Consider the following 19,606-nt stretch of genomic DNA (forward strand, 5'->3'; position numbering starts at 1 on the left):
TCGTTGGCTACTACATCAGTAAATTTGGGCTGGGTCTGCTTAAGAGGCGAATAACTTCGACATCATATCTCTCAAATTACCTCGGGATCGACCATGTGAAAGTCCGTTCCGGGTGTAATCTTGGCTGTCTATTACTGCTGGGCAGAGCGCTGCAGGATGGGCGGCCAGCGGAACTGCCGCAACCCGCTTGTGGTTCTCATTGAAACAGCAAAAAGCATTGTTAGAGAGAATTCGGTTGACACCTCTAATTATTTACTCAACTTTAGAAAATAAATAGGGAGGGGTCGCATGAGCATACACCTCGGCATGGTGTTAAAAATCCTGCGTGATGAGGGGCCGCAATCACGCGCCGAACTGGCGCGGCGTTGCGGATTGTCAGCCACGACCCTCACGCATCTCACCGCGCAACTGCTCAAGGATGGTTGTATTGCCGAAACCGAAGCTCCTGTTCTGCCTTCCGGATCGTTGGCACCAGGCAGGCCACCAGTCAGTGTGCGCTTGGTTCCGTCGGCTCATTATGTTGCTGGCGTGCATGTCGGCGCTGAGGTTGTACAGGTGGCAATTTGCGATCTGACGGCACAGGTGATTACAAGCGCTACCTTTGATCACGCTGCAAACGATAATCCGTTGAAACTGACGCATCAGATAGCCGATGTTCTGCGCGATCTCGTACGGAGCAAGGGTATTTCTCTGGGTAGCCTCGTCGGCATCGGCATGGGGGTGCCGGGACCGGTCGATCAGGCGCGCCGTCGCAATTTACTATCGATTAATACCGGCTGGCGCGATGTCGCTTTCGCCGATGCAATGGAAGCCGAACTGAATATTCCAACCGTGGTCGAACAGAATGTTACGGCCATGGCTTTGGCCGAGGCCCATTATGGCATAGGGCAGGGCTGTCCGGCTGTCCTTTATGTTTATCTGCGCACGGGTCTCGGAGCGGGTCTGGTGGTAGACGGCATGCCGTTCCGCCCCGGCGGTCATGGGGCGGTGGAGCTGGGACACATCCAGATCGATCCACAGGGTGCACTTTGTGCCTGCGGCAATCGCGGCTGTCTGGAAACTTTTGTTTCAGAACGCGTGTTGCGCGAGCGTGGAGCTAACGGCGGGGAACCGCTTCTTGCGGCGGTCGCACGTGATCCGGTACTGCATGATGAAGTTGCTGGCCACTTTACAACTGCGCTTGCCAATGCGGTCAATCTGCTGACACCGGATTTGATCGTGCTCGGTGGGCATTTTGCGGAAGCGCCGGAGGCTTTCTACGAGCGTTTGCGATGCGATCTGCCGCCGCGGGTGCTGCCGCATATGCGCAATGTCTTGCGGATAGAACGTGGCGGTTTCGGAGACAATGCTGGTGCAGTGGGCGCAGCTGCAGTTGCACTGGACCACCTGTTTTATTCGGGAGTATCCCGATGAACGCACGTATGACAGGCCTCGGCCTCAATCTTCTTTCCTTTGCAGTGGGGATAGGATGCTGGCACCTCCTTACGGCAACGGGTGCGGTGGTGTTGCCTGGCCCGGTCGATGTGCTCAATCGGGCAGTGACTCTGCTTCTGAACGGCCAGCTCGTGGGAGACATATTCGCCAGTCTGCACCGGGTTCTCTCCGGCTTCGTGCTGGGCGTGGCGCTTGCGATACCCGTAGGCTTTCTCATGGGGTGGTATCGTATTGCGCGCAGTCTGATCGAGCCGTGGGTTCAGTTCTTCCGAATGATTCCGCCACTGGCAGTGATACCGCTGGCCATCGTGACACTGGGCATTGATGAATCGCCAAAGATTTTCGTCATCTTTCTTGCATCGTTTCTGTCTTCTGTTGTGGCTACCTATCAGGGTGTGATCAGTGTGGATCGCACGCTTATCAACGCCGCTCGGGTGCTGGGTGCGAAGGATGCGACAATCTTCGCCCGTGTGATCGTCCCCGCGTCTGTTCCTTTCATTCTGGTGGGCGTGCGCATCGGACTTGGATCTGCCTGGGCAACCGTGGTTGCTGCTGAACTGATCGCGGCCCAGTCGGGACTTGGATATCGTATGCAGCAGGCGCAACTCTACTACGATCTGCCGACCATTTTCGTGAGCCTCATCACAATTGGTATCCTCGGGCTGTTCATGGATCGGCTGCTTCAGGCGGCTGACCGTCGCCTGACACAATGGCAGGAGCGGGCATGACACCTAAAATATCCTTCAACAATGTAGTGATGCACTATGGCGGCTTTCTCGCTCTGGATCGGCTGAACCTCGATATTGCCGATGGTGAATTCGTAACGGTGGTAGGTCCGTCCGGTTGCGGAAAATCCACTGCAATGAATATTGCGGCCGGGCTTTTGCGACCGTCGAGCGGTGATATTCTTGTTGGTGACAAGCCGGTTGCTGGTCCCGGGCCGGAGCGTGGAGTCATTTTTCAGCAATATGCGCTGTTTCCCTGGCTCACCGTGCGTCAGAACGTTGAATTCGGCCTCAGCATTGCAGGCATGTCGCGCGCGAAGCGGCGCGAGATTTCCGATCATTACCTGTCTCTGGTCGGCCTTACGGATTTTGCCGATTCTCTGCCGAAAGCCTTGTCGGGTGGCATGAAGCAGCGCTGCGCCATTGCGCGTGCTTACGCTGCCGCACCTGAAATCCTGCTGATGGACGAACCGTTCGGCGCGCTTGACGCGCTGACGCGTGTACATATGCAGGACCAGTTGCTTGACGCCTGGAGCCGCGAGCAGCGCACGGTGATGTTTATCACCCATGATGTGGATGAGGCGGTTTATCTCGCAAATCGCGTCATCGTCATGGCGGCCCGTCCTGGCAGGCTGGATCAGATCATTCCGGTTGATCTCCCATATCCGCGCACCGATGCCATTCGTCTGTCCCCGGAATTTGCAGCCATCCGCAACAGCGTCTGGCATGCCGTCTACCATCAGACGCCACAAACAGGCCAGTAATCGTCACACGGTCGATAATGAGGAGATGATCAGATGAAAAGACGTGCTTTTCTTGCTATGAGCTTGGCATTAACCCTTCTGCCCGCCGCCGCCCTTGCCGACAATATTCCAGTGCGTGTCGGTTATATTGCGGATTACTGGGGCACCAGCATCACGGCGATTGCCAGCGCGCAGGGGCTTTGGGAGAAGCACGGTCTTGAAGCTGACACGCGGGTGTTTACCAACGGCCCCATTCAGGTGCAGGCACTTGGTGCCGGTAGCCTTGATTTCGGCTATATCGGCCCCGGCGCGTTGTGGTTGCCTGCAAGTGGCAAGGCCAAGATTGTGGCCATCAATTCGGTGGGGTTTTCAGACCGGGTGATCGCGCAGGAGGGCTTCAAGTCGATGGCCGACCTGAAGGACAAGAAGATTGGTGTCCCAGAAGGCACCTCTGGCGATATGCTGCTCCGGCTCGCTCTAGGCAAGGCAGGGATGAAGCTGGATGATGTTCAGGTCGTCAAGATGGACCCATCTACGGTCGTATCGGCCTTTGCTTCCAAACAAATCGACGCTGCGGGCATTTGGTATCCGTTGATTGGCACGATCAAGGAACATGTTCCCGGTATGGTGGAGCTGGCGGCCAATAGCGACTTCTTTCCAGAGAAAACGTTTCCAAGCGCGTTCATCGCGCGCAACGAGATCGTGACCGAAAATCCAGAGGCGGTGAAGCGTATGATCGCGGTCATCAAGGAAGCCGAGGATTTCCGCACTGCAAATCCGGAGCAGTCCGTCGACATTACGGCAAAGTTTCTCCAAATCGAAAAGGCCAATCTGGAGACGGAAGCCAAAAACGGAAAGTCGCTGACGAGTGAAGAACTGGTCAAGCTCACCGGCGACGGATCGGTTAATGGCTGGCTGTCGGGCATGGCCGAGATGTTCGTTACCTTCGGCAAACTTGAAAGCCCGCTCGATCCGAAAGACTATTATCTGGCCGATTATTTCGCTGCGAAATGACGAGTCGCTGTCTGCGCGAAACGAACCACGCGCAGACAGCGGATCCCGGAGCGGCTTTGAGTTGTGCAGATAATTCAGAGCCGCTCAAACCCATGCCCGTCGGGGCTTTCCCCACCCTCTCTTTTGCCTACAGGAAATCCACAATGAACGTCCTCTATATCGACATTGATAGCCTGCGCCGCGATCATCTGGGCTGCTACGGTTATCATCGCAATACGTCACCGGTTATCGACGCTATCGCGCGAGAAGGCGTACGGTTTGAAAATATCTATGTTTCGGATGTTCCCTGTCATCCGTCGCGTACCGCGCTGTGGTCGGGCAGACACGGTTTTCGCACAGGGGTGGTTGGCCATGGAGGCACGGCCTGCGAGCCTTTTCGGGAAGGTGCGAGTCGTGCATGGGCAGGCACCTTCTATGAAGAAGGCTGGATGAAAGCTCTACGTGATCTAGATTATCATACCACCACCATATCCAGCTTTGGTGAGCGCCATGGCTGCTGGCATTGGTATGCCGGTTTCAATGAAGTCATGAATTGCGGCAAGGGTGGCATGGAAAATGCCGACGAAATCGTGCCGATGGCTATAGACTGGATTGCACGCAACAAGTCACGCAAATGGTTCCTGCATGTCAATCTGTGGGACCCGCATACCCCCTATCGCGTGCCGGAGGAATGGGGTGATCCCTTTGCCGGTGAACCGTTGCCCGAATGGATGACGGAGGAGGTTCTGGCAAGAAGCATTGCTGGATATGGTCCGCACAGCCCACAGGAACCGACCGGGTTTTCTGCAGATAATCCACATGCGCATTACACCAGAATGCCAGCTCCTATAGACTCAATGGAGAAAGCTTCGGCCTGGTTCAACGGTTATGATGCCGGTGTCCGCTACGCAGATGAGCATATCGGCCATTTGATCGCAGCATTGAAGCAACATGGTCTTTATGATGATACGATCATTGTGATCAGTGCCGATCACGGTGAAAATCTGGGTGAACTGAATGTTTGGGGAGACCATCAGACGGCGGATGAATTCACCTGCAACGTACCACTCATCATTCGCTGGCCGGGTCAGGCTCCGGGCGTAAATCACGGACTGCACTATCATTTCGATTGGCCTGCAACATTGATTGACGGGTTGGGCGGAAAAGTGCCGTCGGTTTGGGACGGAAAGTCGTTCGCACCTGCAATGCGTCAAGGCGAGAATGGTGGACGCGATTACCTCGTGCTCAGCCAAGGCGCATGGGCCGTACAGCGCGGTGTGCGTTTCCGGCATCTGGACGAAGATTGGTTGATGCTGCGGACATGGCATGACGGGCTGAAGGATTTCGGGCCTGTCACGCTGTTCAATCTCACATTCGATCCGCATGAGCAGAAGGATCTATCCCAAAGCTGCCCGGATATCGTCGCATATGCCAGCCGTCTGCTCGATGAATGGCACGGTATAATGGCCGAACGTAGCGACCAGGATATCGATCCTCTCATGACTGTTTTGCGTGAAGGCGGTCCCTATCATACGCTGGGTGAACTCCCTGCCTATCTCGAACGGCTTCGAGCTACGGGGCGGGGCAAGCATGCCGAAGCTCTTTCATCACGTCATCCGCAACGCGAGAAGGAAAAGGCTACTTTGCGATGATAGAAGGTCGAAATACGCCGGTTGCGATTTGGCCCGCGAAGCAAAAATATTTATCATCAGTAATATTCGTATTGCCGAGACATACGTAAAAGCAAAAAATAGAGCATTTCTGATGATTTAATCAAAACAGAAATGCTCTAGATTCTCGACCGTGATAAACACTTCTCAGAAGTGCTAATGCGGTTGGCACTTTGATATTGTTTACGTCGTTGCGGCGACAAGGCGTCTGCAAGCGCTGACCAGATCTGGTTCCGATAGCAGTGCACCGCCGACGAGGTACATGACATCGTCGCCGTAGGCTTCACGCATTTCCGGGATGCGGGCGAAAGTCATGCCACCGCCGGGGGCCGCGACGATGGTCTTCGGGCCACCCATATCAACGGCACAGGCCTTTGCGATCGACTGACATTCCGCGCGGGTAAAGCCGAAGCGTCCGCCGAAATTCGGATAGACCACCGCGTCGGCACCCATCAGGCGGTGCAGCGTGCCGAAAAAGACGCGGTGCGAGAAGCCACAATCGGGTGAGACGACATTGGCTCCGGAAAAAGCGGGATGCGAGACAATGGGCAGGGAAAAGTTCGGGTCGCTGGCAAGTGTCCGCACGACGTCGTAGCCCGCGAGGGCCGGAGCGATCATGACGCCCCCTGCACCGTATTCCTGCGCCTGTCTTGCCCGCTCGATGATAGCAGTTGCAGGCCCCGTGATGTTGGGAACGAAACTCGTGCAACCACCGCTCTTCGCATTCGCCTCACCAACCGCTTCGATGCAGGCCTTCAGCCGCTCCCCGAAAGGAGCCGTTTTCTGGTCAACAAGGCCGTGGTCGTCCTTGACAAAATGCATGCCGCCCAGCGCAAAATCATGAGCGAGACGGGCAAGGGCCGCAGTCGAAAGGCCGACCGGCTTGATGGCTGACATCAGCAACGGCTTTTGGCCCACGCCAGCCCGAGCCCGCAAGCCTTCGATGCCGTGGCGCGGTCCCTTGCATAGATCAAGCAGACCCGGCGACAGGTCGATATCCTCGACCTTGATGCCTGGCTTGATGGAGCTGTTGCCGAAGATGATGTTGAGAAACTGCAGGAAATCTCCGCCGACATCATCCTCCGAATAGGAGATTGCGGCGAGAAAACCCGGCTTGCCTTCGGGGGCTTTGTACAGGTTTTCCAGCCGACCGAGTATCTCGTCTTCGACATAGCCTTTCGGCACGACATTGCGTGGAATTTCTACAGTCTGTTCCAGCGCAATATCGAGTGCGCGCGCCTTGGCCTCCGCTTCATCGGCGGCGCGCACGAAATAGGTGACTGTAAAGCGCGGCGCCATCAGAGCGCCTCGGCCTTCTGTGCAGAATGCACATGATCGAGGCGAACTTCCGCCAGTTCTTCCTCACCGATAGCGAGCTTCATGCCGAGAAGCCCTTCAATTGCTGAAACCAGAGCGCTTGCATCAAGCCCATATTTCTTCATGAGATATGGCTTCGATGCACCGTGCGCAAACGTATCGTTGAGGCCAAGACGCTTGAGGCGGATGCCGAGCCCTTCTTCAGCAAGGATTTCCGCGACCAGTGAGCCGAGGCCGCCGACGATGGTGTGGTTTTCCAGCGTGACGATGCCTTTCTTGCCGCACGCGGCTTTCAGGAGGCCGTCCCTATCGAATGGTTTCAATGTCGAGGCGTGAAGATGATGGATGCCCACACCACGCGCGGCGAGTGGGCCGGTGGCCCGCAGGGCTTCTTCGGTACATACGCCGGAAGAGACGACGAGAATATCTTCACCTTCCGAAAGCGTACGCAGCTTGTTGAATTCAAAGGGCGTCGAGAACAGACGGGGCACTTCGCCGCGCAGGATGCGTACATAGACCGGACCGTCGATGCTGTCGGCGACTTCCAGTACGGTCTCAACTTCTGTCGCATCGCCTGTTTCGAGGATTGTCATATTTGGCACTGCGCGCAATACGGCAATATCCTCAATCGCCTGATGCGTAATGCCACCCGGTGTGGTGATGCCGGGGAGAAACCCCATCAGCCGTATCTTGCGGTTTGAATAGGCAATCGAGTTGATCAGTTGGTCATACGGGCGGCGATAAAGGAAAACCGAGAAGGTATGGATGAATGGCCGGTAGCCCTGCATGGCGAGGCCGCCAGCGAAGGAGAGCATGTTCTGTTCGGCCATGCCGAGGGTGAGAAATTGCTCCGGATGCCGGTCGCGAAAGCCGTCGACCTCACAGGACGAGGTGAGGTCAGCAGAAAGGCACAGAACTTCCGGGCGCGCGGTTGCGAAGGCTTCGAAAGCCTTGGCATAGGGGCGGTTGACGATTTCGACCATGGTCAGGCCCCTTCCATCGCAGTGAGATCGATGCCGAGTTCGGCAGCAAGTGCCGTCTGCATTTCCAGCCTCTCTTCCGCGCTTTTGAAACGGACATAGTGCAGGCGCGGGAAACGCTTCTTCAGGAAATCCATGCCTTGGTAAGGCGAGGTATTGGCGAGGATGATGAGTGGCTTGCCAGACTCTGCGCTTTCAGCGGCTGCACGTAGCGCCCCCAGATCATGGCCATCCACCGAACGGCAGGTGGCGCCAAAGGACGCGACACGGGACGCAAGGTCGCCGAGATCCAGCACGGAGGACATGGCCCCGTCGCATTGCTGGCGGTTCACGTCGACGATGACGCGGACGTTGTCGATCTTGTGATAGCTCATTGCTGCGAGACATTCCCAGGTTTGGCCTTCCTGGAATTCGCCGTCAGACATATAGACCCATACTTTACCGGGCTCCTTTTTCCGCAGTCGCGCCCAGGCAACGCCTGACGCCATGGATAGCCCCTGCGCCAGCGATCCTGTGGTCACTTCCATGCCGGGGCTATGTTCGGCACCGATCATTTCGACGGAGCCGCCATCCTTGTTGAAATGATCGAGGGCATGTTCGTCCATCCGTTCCATCTCAATCAGCGCGGAATAGATGACGAGCGCATAATGGGCAGGCGAGATGAAAAAGCGGTCGAAACTTGGCCAGACGGGGCCATGATATCCGGCACCGGTGAAAGCATCCGGATTATGGGCAGAGGGTACGCCCCCGAAAGGCAACGGCACTGTCGGCAGCGTCGGTTCACCAAGCGTCAGCAACTCATTATAAAGCAGCGCAAGGCTTTCGGCGGCGGAACAGGCTTGGCTCAGATAGCCGCCATTATTCTTCATCGTATGGAAGAAGACCCGTCGACGGATACCGAGTGCGATATCCTCGGTGGATTTTTCGTTGGTCAGAACCATCGTCTCAGCTCCTTTCCGGGAAGAGCGCCTTCAGGCCTTCAGGTGACGGCGTTGCGATACCGCGCTCTGTGATGAGGCCGGTGATGAGGCGCGCGGGCGTGACATCGAAAGCGGGATTGGCGGCAGGGCTGCCTTCCGGCGAGATGCGGACGCTCGCAATGGAGCCATCGGCCGCGCGGCCCTGGACAAAGCTCACTTCTTCAGCGGCGCGTTCTTCGATGGGGATTTCTTTGACGCCGTCATGCACTGTCCAGTCGATGGTTGGTGAAGGGAGCGCAACATAGAACGGCACGTCGTTGTCACGCGCCGCGAGCGCCTTGAGATAGGTGCCAATCTTGTTGCAGACGTCGCCGTTCGCCGTAGTGCGATCAGTGCCGACGATCACCATGTCTATATCGCCATGCTGCATCAGGTGGCCGCCGGCATTGTCGACGATCAGCGTGTGCGGCACGCCATGACCGTTCATTTCCCAGGCCGTCAGATAGGCGCCCTGGTTACGTGGGCGAGTCTCATCGACGTAGACGTGGACCGGGATTCCTTCCTCGACTGCCATATAGATCGGCGCAGTCGCGGTGCCATAATCGACGGTAGCAAGCCAGCCAGCATTACAATGGGTAAGGATGCGCACGGGCTCGCCCGGCTTCTTCTTCGAAGCGATCTTGCGTATTACATCAAGGCCGTTCGCGCCGATTGCGCGGTTGAGCTCGACATCTTCTTCGGCGATCTCGGCCGCGCGCTGGTAAGCAGCATCCGCACGTTCGGTTTCCGGTAAGGGGCGCAGATATTCGCGCATCGCATTCAGCGCCCAGCGCAGGTTGATGGCGGTTGGGCGCGTCTCGTTCAGCTCTTCCCATACAGCATCGAGATGTGCATCGGATGGGTTCTTTGCCATGGCGATAGCGATGCCATAGGCAGCCGTGACACCGATCAGCGGCGCGCCGCGTACCCACATATCGTGGATTGCATCGGCAACATCGGTGACGGTTTTCAGCGTTACGACACGGAATTCATGCGGCAACCAGCGCTGGTCGATGATGTCAACAGAGCGACCGTCTTCGTTCAGCCAGATCGTATGGTAGTGGCGTTCTCCGACTTTCACGCGAGAATCTCCTTTTCAAGCCGCTCCACTGTCTCGCGGATATCCCGAAGGCTATGGATGCGCTGCCGATTGACGGCGAGGTGACGCCCGAACTTCAGCGCCTTGCTCTCGCAAGAAGCACGGCGGTCGGGGTCGACGATGTTTTCGAAATCAGCATTATGGGCAAGGCCCAGGATGCGGCGATGGGTTTCGATGCCGGCAAAGCCCAGCATTTCGTGCCAAATCTCATTGATGACGATGTTGAGTGACTGTTCGGCGGCAAGCGGGTCCTGGCGATCTTCGAAGAGACTTGCCTGATAGAGGATGCCTTTGCGCTCCGTGCGCCACAGAGCGGCAAATTCGGTGCGGAACGTTTCCCACAGCGTGTCGATCGTATCGAGAAGATAGGCACGCATGCTGTTGCGAGCGCCGGGTGTCGTCTCGTGACCGGCCTGCGAAAAATAGCTCATCCAGAAATTGGCGATCAGCATACCGACGTCGAAGCTGATCGGACCGTAAAAGGCAAATTCTGGATCGATGACGCGGGTTTCGTCGTCGGTCACCATGACCGAACCGGTGTGCAGGTCGCCATGGCAGAGTGTTTCAGCCTTGGCAGAGAAGAGGTGTTTCAGCCGCTGCGCTTCAACCTTGAGTTCACGGTCTGCGCGCAGTTCTACCACGATTGGATCGAGCTGCGGTGTGGTGTGATGATTGAGCTTTGCCTCGAAATAGGGATCGGAAAAGACAAGGTTTTCCGTAATGTCGCAGAGTTCGACATTGTCGGAAAACAGGGCGACATCCGCCTTCTTTTCTCGTGTCACCATGGAAAGGTCGGAACCCCGGAAGAGGGTACGAGCAACGAAGAGGCCGAGGTCACGACCGATCTTGGGAAGTTCGCGACCGTCAATCAGAGCGCGGCGCAGAATGACGTGCGGCGTCAGGAATTCCATGACGATGATTGCCTGCGCTTCGTCAAAGAACAGGACTTCCGGCACCATGCCCGGATCGCGTGCACCTTGGCGCTTCAGAGCATGATACTCGAAGAAGGAGCGCTTGAGCGGAAGCGGCCAGCTTTCGCCGACGAGGCGCACATAAGGCAGCGCCTGCTTGACGATCACAGCGCCCGCTTCGCCTGTGACGATGAAAACGAGATTGAGATTGCCGTCACCGACTTCCCTGATGGTCCAGCGCGACGAATCGCTTCCGACCCTCTCTTTTAGGGCGGTGTTGCTGCCAAGCCGAACCGGCAATGTCTCTGTACTCAGCGCCTCGAAGACGTGGCTGTCCATAATGCTCTCCTCCTGGGCATGGGTCGCCTCCACCACGCGCCGCCATGCCGTCTTTCCCACAGCTAAGGCATTATTCTGTCAAATGTCAATGGCCTTGACATTTGATGGCAGCCTATCTTAACGTGGCGTCAGTGGGAGGAATTTATGAGCGAACAGCCAGTGTTTCGCATTGAGGGCGTGCGCAAATCCTTTGGGCCGGTGACGGTGCTACAGGGGGTGGACCTTGACCTCAAAGCAGGCGCAGTGACGGTTTTGATGGGTGCCAACGGTGCCGGAAAATCGACGCTCGTGCGCATCCTCTCGGGCGTCTACACGCGTGGTGGCGGCACCATCACGCTAGCGAATGCTGCCTTTGATCCGGCAACGCCTGCCGAGGCGATCCGGGCTGGCGTCGTCACTGTGCACCAGAATATCAATGATGGTGTCGTTGCCGATCTGGATGTGGCGACCAATCTCACGCTCGACCGGTTGAACGGGCGTGGAGCGCGGCTGTTTTTTAATCCGCGCCGGGTGCGTCGTGAAGCGGCGGCGGTCGCCTCGCGCATGGGCCTTGCCATCGACCTTTCGGCCAATATCACTGACCTGACACTTGCGGATCGCCAGATGGTGGCGATTGCGCGCGCCATGGCGCATGAACCGAAAGTGCTGATCCTCGACGAACCGACGTCGTCGCTTTCCAGTGCCGAGGCGGATCGTCTGTTCGACCTCGTTGATCGGTTGAAGGCGCGGGGTGTCGCCATTCTCTATATCTCGCATCGCATGTCGGATATTCGTCGCCTTGCCGACAGCATCGTGTCGCTGCGCGACGGTCGCATCACGGGCCGTTTCGAGGGGCCGGAACTCGATTACGAGGGCGCGGTCAATGCCATGTTGGGGCGCAAGGTATCGGCTGGAGCCGTTGCCGTGCGCGACGCAAGTCGCCCGGTCTTCAGCGTGCGGGGCCTTAAGCTTTCCGAACAGGCGCGACCCTTCGATTTCGATCTCGGCGATGGCGAGATCGTCGCAGTCACGGGTCTTGTTGGCGTCGGCAAGACGGCACTTGCTGAAACGCTGTTTGGTGCGCGGGCCCCGGAAGCAGGCGAAATGACGCTGGATGGCGTGAACTATGCACCGAAGACAACGGGTCAGGCGATTGCCAGAGGCGTTTTCCTTGTCGCCAAGGACCGTGCGATCAGCGGCATCGTGCCGGACTTCAATATCTACGAGAATATCAGCTTGCCATTCTTACGCCGGCTTTCGACTTTCGGCATTTCAAGCCGACGGGCAGAGAAGGCAACGGCGCGCCAGCAGATTTCGTCGCTCGGTGTCGTCTGCCGCAATGAGCGTGACGAGATGCAGACGCTGTCGGGCGGCAACCAGCAGAAGGTTATGGTCGGTCGCTGGCTTTCCGAGCCATCGCGACTGCTCATCCTCGATGAGCCCTTCCAGGGCGTCGATATCGCCGCCCGTCGCGATATAGGTGAGAAGCTGCGCGCTTCTGCGGCAGGGCGCACCACAATTCTTTTCCTGACGGAGCTCGATGAAGCCTTCGAAGTCGCCGACCGCATTCTCGTGATGTCGGAACACACTATCGTGGGCGAGCACCGCAATGTCGACGTCGATGTCGAGCGGCTGCTCTCCGAGATTGCCGGACAATCCCATCAACAGGTCAGTGCATGATGATAAGTGAACAGAGCAAATCCGCCGCCACCGGCGCAGTTCCGCCTGCGGGCCTGAATATCCGGGAAACCGCGATCAAATATGGCTTCCTCGTGCTGCTTGCTGGCATGGTGCTCTATTTCTCGGCTGTGACCGGTGGTTTCGCTTCGCCCCAGAGCGCGGTCTTTATCCTGCAATCCGTGTCGATCACCGGTATTCTTGCACTTGGTGTCACCGCGACACTCGTTGTCGGCGGTTTCGATCTTTCCATTGGCTCGGTTGCGACTACCGCCATGATGGCTTCGTCCTATGTGATGGTGGTCATGGGTGGTGACGCCCTGACAGCGACACTCGTCTGCCTAGCCGTGGGCGTGCTCGTCGGTTTGGTGAACGGGATCATCATCGTCTATATGCGCGTTCCCGATCTTCTGGCGACGCTTGGAATGATGTTCCTGCTGCTCGGCCTGCAGCGTATCCCGACCGAAGGACGCTCGATTGCAACGGGCATGACGTTGCCGGATGGCTCGACGGCAACGGGCGCTTTCAGCCCGGCCTTCCTCGCGCTTGGACGTCATCGTTTCGATTTCATCCTGCCTAATCTGGTGCCAGTTTCGGTGGTCGTGTTGATCGTGCTGGCCATCGTCATCTGGTTCTTCCTTGAATATACCCGCTTCGGTCGGATGATGTACGCTGTCGGCTCCAACGAGCGCGCGGCAAGCCTCGCCGGCGCGCCGGTCAATGCCTACAAGATCTCGGCCTATGTCATCTCCGGCGTCTTCGCCTCGATCGGCGGCATTTTGCTCGCCGCCCGCCTCGGGCGCGGCGATATCGCCTCGGGCAATAATCTGCTTCTCGATGCCGTTGCCGCAGCCCTCATTGGTTTCGCAGTGCTTGGCGCTGCCAAGCCGAATGCGTTCGGGACTGCCGTCGGCGCTCTCTTCGTCGGCATCCTTTTGCAGGGCCTGACGATGATGAACGCGCCTTACTACACCCAGGATTTCGTCAAGGGCGCGGTGCTCGTCATCGCCCTGATTTTCACCTTTGCGCTCTCAAAAAGAGGCAAACGCTGAGGTGGGAACCTTCAGCGGGCTAACAATATTGATCAGTGGAGGAGACTGACATGGATTTCACGCGTAGAACCCTGGGCAAGCTGACGCTCGGGCTGATGGCTGCAGCAACATTTGCCACGCCGTCCCATGCGGCGGATATGCCGAAACCTTTCGACAAGCCGGGTGAGGTGAAGATCGCACTCGTGCGCTATCTGTCGACCGGCGACTTCTTCCAGTCCTACCTCGCGGGCGTTGAAGCACAGGCCAAGGCGCTGGGCGTCCAGCTTCAGGTGTTCGACAGCCGTCAGGATGCAGCTCTGCAGGCCGATATGGTCGATCAGGCCATTGCGCTTGGTGTGCAGGGCATCATCATCCAGCACGGCCTGACTGAATCCATGAAGGAAGCCGCCAAGCGTGCGGTCGACGCGGGCATCAAGGTGGTCGCTTTCGATGTGAATGTCGAGAACGAGAAGATCCCGCAAGTCGAGCAGTCCGATCATGACCTCGCTCGTTTGGCACTTGAGCAGGCGATCAAGGACAATGGCGAGAGCTTCAAGGCTGGCTATGTCTATGTCGCAGGCATCGCGCCGCTCGACCGTCGTGACGAGAAATGGAAAGAGTTCAAAGCGAAATATTCGGGCATCAAGGAAGCTGCCCAATTCGGCACGATGGATAATCCCATCGCCAATTCGGTTGCCAATCAGGCACGCTCGGTGATCTCCGCCAACCCTGACATCACGGTGATGTTTGCACCCTATGACGAATTCGCCAAGGGCGTGAAGATTGCGGTCGACGAAGCTGGCATGTCTTCCGACGTGAAAATTTACTCGGCGGATATCTCGACCTCGGACATCGCCGCCATGCGTGAATCCGGCTCTGCATGGGTTGCGACGGCAGCGACCAACCCGGCTGTGGTCGGTCAGGTGTCTGTGCGCTCGCTCGCCATGCTGCTGGCCGGTGAAAATCCGGGCAAGCAGGTCATCGTGCCGCCGACGCTGATTACGCAGAAAGATCTCAACGATCAGGACATCAAGAATATGGAAGAGCTCGGCACGAAACTGCCGCAGTTCGCCCATGCCGATGTTGCCATGCCTGCATGGATGCCGAAGCCCTGATTTAGAGCATTTCCAGCAAAGGTGCGAAGCGGCTTTGCTTAAGATAATGCGGCGAAACAACTACTCTAGGCATAACGGAATGAAGAAGGGGCGGTCCATCGGACCGCCCCTTTCTGTATGTCTGGAAGGCTGAGGAAGTTGTCTGCACCAGCCCGAAAAATCAACGCATGGCTGCTGCGATATTGCCGCCATCGACTGTAGTCACGTCGGCAGTCGTGCGTTCGGCTAGTGCGTGATGGACAAAGGCGCGGGCAACGTCTTCAGCCGTCACTTCAAGGCCAAGCAGATTGCCGCCCATATAGTCCTTGACGGAGAGGCCGCGAGCCGCAGCCCGATTGGCAATCATCTCATCGTTCAGCAGGCCGGAACGGATACGATCCGCATTGACCGCATTGACGCGGATGTTGTCGGCACCGTGTTCCAGCGCGTATTGGCGCGACAGGAAGAGCGTTGCCGCTTTTGGCAGGCCGTAGGCACCGAATTTTGCGCCCGGATTGACCGCCTGCTTGGAGGCATTGAACAGCAGTACGCCGCCGGTTTTCTGTGCCTTCATGATGCGCACAGCATTTTGTGCGACAGTCTGATGAGCGAAGAAATTGAGCTCGAAACTCTTGCGCAGCAGCGTGTCGTCCATCGTGGCGATAGGGCTTTCCCAGGCCGCGCCGGCATTTGACACCACAATATCGACGCCGCCAAATGTTGCGACTGCCTTATCAAAGGCGGCTCGCACAGATGCGGGATCGGTGATGTCGCAGGCAATGCCGATGGAACTGTTTCCGGCAGCCTTCGCAACCGCCGAAGCCTTCTCGCCATCGAGATCGAGCGCAACGACATGAGCGCCCTCGGCTGCAAAGGCCTTGACGACGGCAGCACCGATGGCTCCCGCACCGCCAGTGACGACAGCGACCTGCCCAGTGAACGGTTTCGGCTTGGCGCCCGCGAGCTTTGCCTGTTCGAGCGACCAATATTCGAGATCGAAGAGATCGGGACGGCTGACCGGCTCAAAGCGACCAACGGATTCTGCATCGCGTGCTGCTTCGATCCACATCTCGCCGACATCGACGGCGATGGTCGCATCCTTGAAGGTGCGACCGTGGCCAAACATGCCAAGGCCGGGCACCAGCGTCAGGCGCGGCATGGGATCGAGCATGGTGCGCTTGACATCGTCGCGTGCATCGTTGCTACGGAAATATTCGGTGTAATTGGCGACGAAGGTTGCGACGTGCTGGTCGATGACGGCACGGTAGCCGGCGAGATCATCCGTGGCCGGTGCGGGCAACACCATAGGGCCGGTCTTGATGCGGATTGAAAGATCGGGTGTGGAGACACCGCGCGCCGCCATGTCCGCGACCTCGCGGGCATTGACGAAATCGAGAATAGCCGGAGTTGTGCGGAAAACGCTGACCATCCGGTCGTAGCGACCTTCTCCCTTGTCGACGGCAACTGCGCCGCGCAGCATGGAGGCGATATCGCCGGGCCTTGCCAGCGAAGCAGGGAGGGTGGCGGGCGTGAACGGATTGCGACCGTGGTTCTTGACGTGATCCTCCGCGACCGTGACATAGTGGATCATCCGGTCATAGGCTTTCTTCGCAGTGTCGCCAAAGGTGAAGATGCCGTGCTTGTCGAGGATCAGGCCCTCAACCGTCGGGTCCTGTTCGAACACTTCGGCGGCCGCCTTGGCGAGCGCGAAGCCGGGCATTATATAGGGCACAAAGCCCATTTTCTTGCCGAAGAGTTCCGTGCTCATCTTCTGGCTCTCGGCCTGATCTGCAATGGCGAGAATAGCCGTCGAATGCGTGTGGTCGATGAATTTGTGTGGGAGGAAGGCATGCAGCAGTGCTTCCACCGAAGGGTTCGGAGCTGCTGGCTCTATGAGATTGGCGCGCAGCAGCGTCACCATGTCCTCGTCCGAAAGCTTGTCGAGTTTGCGGCTCTTGAGGAGAGCGTCGATTTTCACAGCGGGCAGGCCTGCTGGTTCGATAGTACCCATGTCCCAGCCGCTGCCTTTGACGCAGAGCACTGCATGAGTGTCACCGACGAGGTCTGTCACCTCGGTTTTTACCGACGTGTTGCCGCCGCCATGCAGCACCAGTCGCGGCTCGCCGCCCAGAAGCCGCGTCGTATAGGTACGCAGCGCCAGATCACGGTTGATGCCTTTCGCGGCGTATTCGGCGACGACCTGTTCCGCTTCGTCGTCGCGCCAGAGATTTTCCATGGTATTCAGCCTCCCGATAAACCGGCCCGTCCGGCATCGGCGGACCTAAACTTTCCAGGCTCAAGCCTTGCTTGAACCGCCTTTGTCGAGCCCATCCTTGTTCCAGCGGTCCAAAAGCCGACGCGCCATGGAGGTCGTAATGACGAGATGGGAAGCAAAGCCGCCCTTCAATGCCGCCACCAGCGGCTCGAACTTGTTGTCTTCCTGCACGACAAGCATGCGCTTCTTGATGGCGCGTATGGAATCGAGATCGGCAGAAATGCAGCGCCTGTTGTGAGTGCAATCCAGCCATTGGCCATCGCGGTCAATCAACTGACCGGCAATGACCCCGGCAGCACCCTTTTCGCCCATGGCGTGCATGTCCGCGGCTGAAAGCGCGCCGCATTTGACGAGATGGCTGTCATCCTCGATACCGCCGACAGAATAGAGCGCCAGATTACAGTCCGAGATCGTCGCGAGCTGTTCCTTGATAACCGGCTCGCCGCGCAGTTCGTCGGCGAGGCGCTCGGACGAAAGTACGAGCGGCGCATAGAAGTTGATGCCTTCCGCACTGAGACGGCGGGCGATTTCCGTGGTGCACTGGTCCGGCCGGTAGGAATAGGGTGCGCCGAGATTGCCGCACAACTGAACAACGGTAACGCCGCTCAAATCTGCAAAGGGCATAACGTCGGCAATATGATAGACGGTGCGGCCCCAGGCTACGCCGACCCGATCCCCCTTGTTGAGGAGCTCAAGGAAAACAGATGCTGCGACGACCGGCATTTCAGCAGCCGGGTCCATTGCCTGACGATCTTCCGGCACCAGCCAGACAGTGTTCAGGCCTGTCGCGTCTTCCAGTTCGCGCGCCAGCACATCGTCTGAAAACAGTTCCGAGGAGGTTGAGATCGTGACGATCCCCATTTCGCGGGCCTTGCGCAGATACATCGCAATCGAGGCGCGAGAGATTTCGAGCCGCTGGGCTACTTCGTCCTGGCGCAGTCCATGCGTGTAATAGAGCCAGGCGGCCTTGTGGATGATCTGGTCATTCGGTCGGACAGGCATTGGGGTTCTTTCGTTGGTTGCACTGACATTAGTCACTGATGCTGACAAAAGTCAACGCTTCGGCGTTGGCGAACGCAAAAAGAACTTAAAAGGGAAGATCGGCTCGACGAACGAGCGGTCATCAAGGCGGTTTCAGATAAACGCTTTGAAGCCGCTTCTCCAGTCCCGTTCGCAGTTCGCTGTCGTGCAATCAGTTCCAGTGACCGTGACAAGGGCTGATTGGGCGGTGTCTGCGTTCAAAGTTCTTCCAATCTCAAAAGTTTTCCATTGACATGCATAATCAGTCAGATGCATAAAGTGCATCGTGTTGCAAAATACGCAACACGATGCACTGAGGGTAGCGATATTTACGAATTGCGCCGGGTTGAGCACAATTCAAATGAGGAGTTCCATGACTAGCACAGCGCTTCCACGCAATCGCCGTTTCAAGTTGACCGAGACGCGCCGCGTTCTCTCTCGCGAAATGATCTCCGACGCTGGCAATCTTGCATTTCCTATGGCTGTCGATGCGAATATCTCCGAGCCGGTTGAATCGACCCAGATGCCAGGAACCTATCGGTATCCGCTCGAAGCCGTGGCAGACAAGGCGCGAGAACTGGTGGCGTGCGGAGTACCGGCTGTTTACCTCATCGGCATTCCGAAGCACCGCGACGGCAAGGGCAGCGATGCCTTTTCGGCAAATGGCGTCATCGTTCAGGCCGCCAAGCGGATGAAGGATGCGGTGGGCGACAGGCTGGTCATCATCGGCGACAGCTATATGGGTTACTTTACCGATCACATGATCGGCGGCGTGCTGGATTCCGACAATCGCATTCTCGACAAGGAAACGCTCGATTCAGTTGCCAGGACCGCAGTTGCCTGGGGCAAGGCCGGCGTGGATATCCTGTGCTGCTCGACGATGGTGGATGGCCGCGTCGGCGCGGCGCGCGAAGCGCTCGACGCTGAGAATCTGGACGATATGCTGCTGATGTCATCGATCAAGTACAATTCGGCTTTCTTCAAGGCCGGTACGGGAACGACGGCAACGGGCGCCAGTTACGGCTTTGACAAAAAGGTGTTTTACCTTGAGCCGCATAACGCCAAGGACGCGCTGCGCATCATGGAAGCCGACGTGGCTCAGGGTGCGGAAATGATCAACATAAAGCCCGCCATTCCATATATGGATCTGGTGCGTATGGCGGCAGACCGTTATGAACTGCCGGTTTCTGCCTATTCTATCAGTGGCGACTACGCCATGATCCATTTTGGTGCCAACGGTGCGCAGATGGATGAGATGGAATGCGCGATGGAATTGTTCACCTGCCTGCGTCGCGCTGGTGCCGATATGGTCATTACCTATTGGGCACCACGACTGGTGCAGATGATGAACCGGAAATAA

16 protein-coding genes are annotated in these 19,606 nt (G+C 57.6%); 9 read left to right on the plus strand and 7 right to left on the minus strand.

Annotated elements, in window-relative coordinates; genetic code table 11:
* Nucleotides 1-288 precede the first annotated feature (288 nt).
* The 5 genes from F9K94_RS08025 to F9K94_RS08045 all read left to right on the plus strand — a co-directional run bounded on the left by F9K94_RS08025 (nucleotide 289) and on the right by F9K94_RS08045 (nucleotide 5,547).
* Nucleotides 289-1,413, plus strand: a complete 1,125-nt coding sequence (locus F9K94_RS08025; RefSeq protein ID WP_151644762.1) for an ROK family transcriptional regulator — start codon at nucleotides 289-291, stop codon at nucleotides 1,411-1,413.
* On the plus strand, nucleotides 1,410-2,162 hold the full coding sequence (locus F9K94_RS08030) for an ABC transporter permease (protein ID WP_151644764.1): 753 nt from the start codon (nucleotides 1,410-1,412) through the stop codon (nucleotides 2,160-2,162). The genes F9K94_RS08025 and F9K94_RS08030 overlap by 4 nt, the downstream gene beginning before the upstream one ends.
* Entirely contained in the window at nucleotides 2,159-2,923 is a 765-nt protein-coding gene (locus tag F9K94_RS08035) for an ABC transporter ATP-binding protein (protein ID WP_151644766.1), read from the plus strand. Before F9K94_RS08030 ends, F9K94_RS08035 begins: the two co-directional genes overlap by 4 nt.
* 33 nt (nucleotides 2,924-2,956) lie before the next feature.
* The gene (locus tag F9K94_RS08040) at nucleotides 2,957-3,916 is read left to right on the plus strand and encodes an aliphatic sulfonate ABC transporter substrate-binding protein (RefSeq protein ID WP_151644768.1); all 960 of its coding nucleotides are present in this window, start codon (nucleotides 2,957-2,959) and stop codon (nucleotides 3,914-3,916) included.
* Between the two features lie 143 nt (nucleotides 3,917-4,059).
* Nucleotides 4,060-5,547 carry a sulfatase-like hydrolase/transferase gene (locus F9K94_RS08045; protein ID WP_151644770.1) on the plus strand — a complete coding sequence of 496 codons (1,488 nt, stop codon included), beginning with the start codon at nucleotides 4,060-4,062 and terminating at the stop codon, nucleotides 5,545-5,547.
* 201 nt (nucleotides 5,548-5,748) lie between these two features.
* Here the strand turns inward: F9K94_RS08045 and F9K94_RS08050 are convergent, their stop codons facing one another.
* From F9K94_RS08050 to mtnK, 5 genes are read right to left on the minus strand one after another with little or no spacing between them, the layout of a single operon-like run.
* Nucleotides 5,749-6,864, minus strand: a complete 1,116-nt coding sequence (locus F9K94_RS08050; protein WP_151644772.1) for a RuBisCO large subunit C-terminal-like domain-containing protein — start codon at nucleotides 6,862-6,864, stop codon at nucleotides 5,749-5,751.
* On the minus strand, nucleotides 6,864-7,865 hold the full coding sequence (locus F9K94_RS08055; protein WP_151644774.1) for a transketolase family protein: 1,002 nt from the start codon (nucleotides 7,863-7,865) through the stop codon (nucleotides 6,864-6,866). The genes F9K94_RS08050 and F9K94_RS08055 overlap by 1 nt, the downstream gene beginning before the upstream one ends.
* A 2-nt stretch (nucleotides 7,866-7,867) precedes the next feature.
* Nucleotides 7,868-8,803: a transketolase gene (locus F9K94_RS08060; RefSeq protein WP_151644776.1), complete on the minus strand. Its 936-nt coding sequence runs from the start codon at nucleotides 8,801-8,803 to the stop codon at nucleotides 7,868-7,870.
* A gap of 4 nt (nucleotides 8,804-8,807) precedes the next feature.
* Complete coding sequence (gene mtnA, locus F9K94_RS08065) at nucleotides 8,808-9,902, minus strand: S-methyl-5-thioribose-1-phosphate isomerase (RefSeq protein WP_151644778.1); 1,095 nt, start codon at nucleotides 9,900-9,902, stop codon at nucleotides 8,808-8,810.
* Entirely contained in the window at nucleotides 9,899-11,170 is a 1,272-nt protein-coding gene (gene mtnK, locus F9K94_RS08070) for an S-methyl-5-thioribose kinase (RefSeq protein WP_151644780.1), read from the minus strand. The genes mtnA and mtnK overlap by 4 nt, the downstream gene beginning before the upstream one ends.
* Before the next feature lie 144 nt (nucleotides 11,171-11,314).
* On the opposite strand from mtnK, the gene F9K94_RS08075 reads away from it, so the two are divergent.
* From F9K94_RS08075 to F9K94_RS08085, 3 genes are read left to right on the plus strand one after another with little or no spacing between them, the layout of a single operon-like run.
* The gene (locus F9K94_RS08075) at nucleotides 11,315-12,829 is read left to right on the plus strand and encodes a sugar ABC transporter ATP-binding protein (RefSeq protein ID WP_151644782.1); all 1,515 of its coding nucleotides are present in this window, start codon (nucleotides 11,315-11,317) and stop codon (nucleotides 12,827-12,829) included.
* A complete protein-coding gene (locus tag F9K94_RS08080; RefSeq protein ID WP_192798612.1) occupies nucleotides 12,829-13,878 on the plus strand; it encodes an ABC transporter permease in 1,050 nt (349 codons plus the stop codon). Before F9K94_RS08075 ends, F9K94_RS08080 begins: the two co-directional genes overlap by 1 nt.
* A gap of 50 nt (nucleotides 13,879-13,928) precedes the next feature.
* Nucleotides 13,929-14,972, plus strand: a complete 1,044-nt coding sequence (locus F9K94_RS08085; protein ID WP_151644784.1) for a substrate-binding domain-containing protein — start codon at nucleotides 13,929-13,931, stop codon at nucleotides 14,970-14,972.
* A gap of 160 nt (nucleotides 14,973-15,132) precedes the next feature.
* Here F9K94_RS08085 and F9K94_RS08090 read toward each other — a convergent pair whose 3' ends face one another.
* Nucleotides 15,133-17,187 (minus strand): bifunctional aldolase/short-chain dehydrogenase, encoded by a 2,055-nt coding sequence (locus F9K94_RS08090; RefSeq protein ID WP_151644786.1) that lies wholly within the window; start codon nucleotides 17,185-17,187, stop codon nucleotides 15,133-15,135.
* Between the two features lie 60 nt (nucleotides 17,188-17,247).
* Nucleotides 17,248-18,228 carry a sugar-binding transcriptional regulator gene (locus tag F9K94_RS08095; protein WP_151644788.1) on the minus strand — a complete coding sequence of 327 codons (981 nt, stop codon included), beginning with the start codon at nucleotides 18,226-18,228 and terminating at the stop codon, nucleotides 17,248-17,250.
* A gap of 391 nt (nucleotides 18,229-18,619) precedes the next feature.
* Between F9K94_RS08095 and F9K94_RS08100 the strand changes: the two genes are divergently transcribed.
* Nucleotides 18,620-19,606, plus strand: coding sequence for a hypothetical protein (locus F9K94_RS08100; protein WP_061346793.1), 987 nt, complete (start codon nucleotides 18,620-18,622; stop codon nucleotides 19,604-19,606).

Source organism: Brucella tritici (genome assembly GCF_008932285.1).
Classification (GTDB): Bacteria; Pseudomonadota; Alphaproteobacteria; order Rhizobiales; family Rhizobiaceae; genus Brucella; species Brucella tritici.